Here is a 4594-nt window from a genome sequence, read left to right as displayed (position 1 = left end):
TCGGCATGGTGTCTGTGCTGCGCTCGACGCGTCAACTGATAGTGACGCTGGTCGCTCAGATGGCCTGTTCGGTGGGCAGCACCGTGATCTCGGTGAGATTGACGTGTCTTGGCAACGCCGCCACGAATGCGACGAGTTCTGCGATATCGGTGGACTGCAGAACGTCTATCTGCTCGATCAGATCGGCCATCAACTTCGTCGCACTCGGATCGGTCACGTGGTCGGGAAGTTCCGTGTCAACCATTCCGGGCTCGATGGTCGAAACACGAATCTTTTCCTGGCCGAGCTCAGTACGCAGCAGCAGGGACAGTTGGGTGATGTAAGCCTTGGTGGCGGAATAGACCTGAAACCGGTCGAGGATACGAACGGCGGCGATAGATGACGTCGTGATCAAGTCTGCGGTCCGGCCGTTCGAAGCTGATTCTCGGAGGGGCCGGATGAACGCTTGAATCGTGTTCATCACACCGCCTACATTCGTGCCTATCTGGGTGTCCCAATCTTCGACGGCAAGGTCGGTGATGCTCGAAATCAGCTGAATGCCGGCGTTGGCGAAAACCAAGTCGACAGTGCCGAGCTCACCTTCAACGCGTTCGGCGGTGGCGAGCATGCTCGAGCGGTCCCGGACGTCTGTCGGTAGTGCAAGCGCCCGGCCGCCGGCGGCAGAAATGCGCTCTGCCACAGCGTCGAGACGGTCCGAGCGGCGGGCGATCAACGCCACTCCTGCGCCGAGTTCAGCCAGACGTATGGCGGTAGCCTCGCCAATTCCGCTGGAGGCGCCGGTGACAACGGCGATACGACCTTCCAGCGAAGAACCCGCCAAGAGCCGCGGTGAGTGTGAAGCCTGCGTCGATGGTTCCGTCATGGATTCAACTGTCGAATATGAAGCGGCGGAACGGTAGACGGGAAGCCGGGCACAGCAATAAGTGGGCTATCTCCCGCAATATGTGACCGTCGATATTACGAGGTTTCGGCCGAAGCCTCCGATTCGAGGACCTCAGTCCAGCCTCTAAACGCAACTCGTCGTTCTAGCGCACAAACTTGGAAGCACCACCTTCGTCTCTCTCACCAACAGGTGGCCGCGAAGCCCTTTCTTGGCGGTAGACCCCTGGCGTGACGCCGTAGCGCTCGCGGAATTTTGCTGTAAATCTGGCAGTGCTGGAGTATCCGCACAGTGCGGCGACGGTCGCCACCGTTTGATTACCGGCGCTCAAGAGTTCAGCGGCCCTCGTCATGCGCACCTCCACTAGATAGCGGTGGGGAGTCATGCCCACGGCGCCGACGAAGGCCCGCAGGAAGTGGAACTTGCTGAGGTGCGCTTCGCGCGCTAGGTCGTCGAGTGTCACCGCCTGGTGGATGTGCGTGTCGACATAGTCGATAACTCTGACCACAGTTGCAGGAGTCAAGGTCGGGGATGGTTTCGTGGAGTGCGCGAATGGTTTTCGCGACGACAGCACCTGCAGGATCAAGGCTTGAGCCAGCGAGTCGGCCACGAGGGCATCCGACTCGCAAGCGAGTGCGGAACGCAGCGCGTAGAGAATTGACGTAGCCGTTGGATCAACCAAGCCGAGCACGTCGAGGTCATCAAGCGATCGGCAGGGAAGCTCCTCGCGGACCTCTTCGATGGCACTCAGCGAAAGGTGGACGTGCAGCGTCCTGCGTACTCCGGGCTCCGCTCCGCGCCATCGCAGCGTATCTTGCCTACCGGGGCCGGTCACGCCAATGGTGCCCGGGCGGTACACCTCCTTCAGCCATCGGGTCTTGTGCCGTGATTCCAGTTGGAACTGCCCCTGCAATCCCATGACTACGAGCAGGTCGGAAGTGGCCGGTGTGGTGAATTCATGTGCGGACGCAGGCTGATCCAGGACTTCCAAGAGTACGGAGGACCACCCCAAGGTCTCACTCGAAGCCAATCGACGTCCAGGAAGAAAGTGGTGAGCCTCGCGGCTTCGCGAGGATATTTCAGCCACAGCTAACGTCACCCTCCTGATGCGGTATACGTCCGTGCCGACGGTGTTGTCGACCTACGTTTTGGTGTCATTCTGGCCCAAGTGGATGGCGCACGCATCGTCGCCACGCTCCGTCCTTCTGCTCGAACGGTGTGTGCGCAGCGGCCGCCACGATCTGCTCGGCCAGCTGCAGGTAGTAGTGCAACGTGTACAGCTTCTCCGTCGGGACACTGAGGTTGCCGGTATAACAGATCGCGACTTCGGCCACCGCAGAACTGGTCTCACGCGCCGCCGCCAGCTTGGTGCCCATGTCGGCGAACAGGTTGCCCACCGCCTGGTGCTCCCAGATCGGCTTGCCGAAACTCTGCCGGTCGTGCGCGTACGACAAGGCGTCGTCGAAGGTCGCACGGCCGACCCCGGTGGCCCGGGCCGCTACCTGCATGCGTCCCACCTCGATCGAGCGTGTCCTCGATTGGTGAGTGTTCTTCGGTTCCCCGACGTTTCCATTCCGGGGGCCTTCGAGACGGGAGAAGCGACGATGGACGATCACCAGGACTTGTACGACGTGATTTTCGTGGGAGGTGGTCACAACGCGTTGGTGGCGGCCGCCTACCTCACTGCGGCCGGTCGCAGTGTGCTGGTGCTGGACAACAACGACCGCCCTGGCGGATTCGTTCGAACGGACGAGATCATGCCTGGGTTTCGCGGTGACACCTTCTCGGCTGCACACACGCTGTTCTTGACCGGTCCCGTCTATCGGGACCTTGGTGCGAAGCTGGAGTCCTTCGGACTTCGCTACGTCGACCCCGTCTTCCCGTCCGGCGTGTCGATGGAGGATGGGACCACGGCTGTGATGCCGAGGACGATGGAGGAGTTCGTCGCGGAGGCGGACCGACTGGTTCCTGGTGACGGGGCGATGTTTCGCGAACTCATCGAGGAGCTTGCGCCGTTGGTGGGTGACGTATTCGCGCTTTTCTCCCAAGATCTCACCTCGGCGGAGGCCAAGCAGATCAGGGCCAGGCTCCTGACCGGTTCCGGCGGAGTGGGGTTCTCTGCTTTCGCCGCCTCCCTGGTGGAGTCCGCACGGGACGTGGTCGACCGATTTGCGTCGGCGACCCTGCGCAGCATGCTTGGTTCGTGGGCCACCCACTTCGGTAAGGGGCCCGACGACGCCGGCGGCGGCATCTGGGTCAAGTTGTTCGTGCTGGCGAGCATGCAGGGCGGCCTGCCTGTGCCCGAGGGAGGGAGCGGTCGACTGGCAGAGGCTCTGGTTCGTCTGGTTGCCGACCAAGGCGGCACGGTACGCGCCGGTGCGCACGTCACGCAGATCGTCGTCGAGGGTGGTCGCGCCGTCGGCGTGCGCACCGAGCACGGCGAGTTCGTACGCGCCGTCGACGCCGTCGTCGCATCAGTCACGCCGGACCAGCTGTACTTAGGGCTGCTCTCGGATGCCGACATGCCGACCGAGTTGATCCGACAGGCGTCCCGCTACCGATATGGGCGCGGCCAGCTGCAGCTGAATTTGGCTTTGTCCCGCCCGCCGCGGTGGCCCGACGAGCGCTTCGATCGAATGGGACAGCCCTTCTTGACCGACTCCCTGGATGGGTTGGCACTTCACGTCGCCCACACCCAGGCCTCGTTGCTTCCGAGCAAGCCCACGTTCTCGGTCCAGGTGCCAACGGCCGTCGATCCGACGCGCGCACCGGAGGGCCGCGCGGTAATGCGCGTGCAAGTCACCGACGTGCCGACTCGACCCCGCGGTGACGCAGCGGGAGTCATCGAGGTGGGCGAGGTAGGTTGGACCCAGGATCTCACCAGCCGCTTCGTCGAGCGTGTGCTGAACACCTTGGAGCGGCACGCGCCCGGGATCACCGGCAGCATCCTCGGGCATACTGTCGTCACGCCCGCGGACATCGCCTCCTTCAACCTGAACACCGGCCCGGGAGACGCCTACGCCGGGGCTCAGGATCTTGCACAGAGCTACCTGTTTCGTCCATTGGTCGGCCAACCGAGCCATCGCACCGCGGTACCCAACGTCTACATGATCGGGGCCGCCACGTGGCCCGGTGGCGGCGTCAGCGGTTCGTCGGGTTACATCGTTGCCCGCCAGCTACTAGCGGACGGGGTGAGGTCCTAGCGGTTGTCGCTTCCGGCACCACGGCGCGGATGGTGCGCCAGTGCCGCTGAGGTTCACGTCGACCCTGCAGCCCGCCGGGCGTCACAAACCGATGCGGCGGCTCGCCTTCATGGCACCTGAGGAATTCTCCGCCGTCATCGCGTGGCTGGCGGGGAGGATCCGGGACGATCTCGGGCAACCGGGTCGCCGTGGACCGTGGCCATCTGGAGTATGAAAGGCGCCCACTCGGCGCGAGGTTTTGTGGCCGGGTCTCAGTCTCTTTAGTAGAGAAATTAGACGACCAAGTTCTTGTCTCGACAGACTGGCTTCGTCAACAGCTCGGCTTGCCCCCTGGCGAAGGGCACGGCACCTAGTCACAGTTTTGGTCCGTGGACCCGCTGTCCTTGAAAGTAGGTTTGGTGGACCGTTGTTTGGTGGATTGCGCTGGTGTCGATGTCGAATAGGTTGTGGTCGAGCATGATGAGGTCCGCGGATCGTCCTGGTGTGATCGCACCGATGGTGTCGTGTAGGC

Annotated in this window: 4 protein-coding genes and 1 pseudogene; 1 reads left to right on the top strand and 4 read right to left on the bottom strand. The window is 62.9% G+C overall.

Annotated elements, in window-relative coordinates:
* Positions 1-55 precede the first annotated feature (55 nt).
* The 3 genes and pseudogenes from ABW137_RS13405 to ABW137_RS13395 all read right to left on the bottom strand — a co-directional run.
* Positions 56-862: an SDR family oxidoreductase gene (locus ABW137_RS13405; RefSeq protein ID WP_526400636.1), complete on the bottom strand. Its 807-nt coding sequence runs from the start codon at positions 860-862 to the stop codon at positions 56-58.
* A gap of 163 nt (positions 863-1025) precedes the next feature.
* Complete coding sequence (locus ABW137_RS13400; protein ID WP_526400634.1) at positions 1026-1871, bottom strand: helix-turn-helix transcriptional regulator; 846 nt, start codon at positions 1869-1871, stop codon at positions 1026-1028.
* 334 nt (positions 1872-2205) lie between these two features.
* A pseudogene (locus tag ABW137_RS13395) lies at positions 2206-2409 on the bottom strand (acyl-CoA dehydrogenase family protein); the annotation flags it as partial.
* A gap of 12 nt (positions 2410-2421) precedes the next feature.
* Between ABW137_RS13395 and ABW137_RS13390 the strand changes: the two are divergent.
* On the top strand, positions 2422-4083 hold the full coding sequence (locus ABW137_RS13390) for a phytoene desaturase family protein (RefSeq protein ID WP_526400633.1): 1662 nt from the start codon (positions 2422-2424) through the stop codon (positions 4081-4083).
* A gap of 353 nt (positions 4084-4436) precedes the next feature.
* Here the strand turns inward: ABW137_RS13390 and ABW137_RS13385 are convergent, their stop codons facing one another.
* Positions 4437-4580 (bottom strand): amidohydrolase family protein, encoded by a 144-nt coding sequence (locus ABW137_RS13385; RefSeq protein WP_526396007.1) that lies wholly within the window; start codon positions 4578-4580, stop codon positions 4437-4439.
* Positions 4581-4594 lie beyond the last annotated feature (14 nt).

This window comes from Mycobacterium sp., from assembly GCF_040509115.1.
GTDB lineage: Bacteria > Actinomycetota > Actinomycetes > Mycobacteriales > Mycobacteriaceae > Mycobacterium.
Note: the sequence above shows the minus strand (reverse complement) of the source record. Positions and strands in the feature narration are given on the sequence as shown.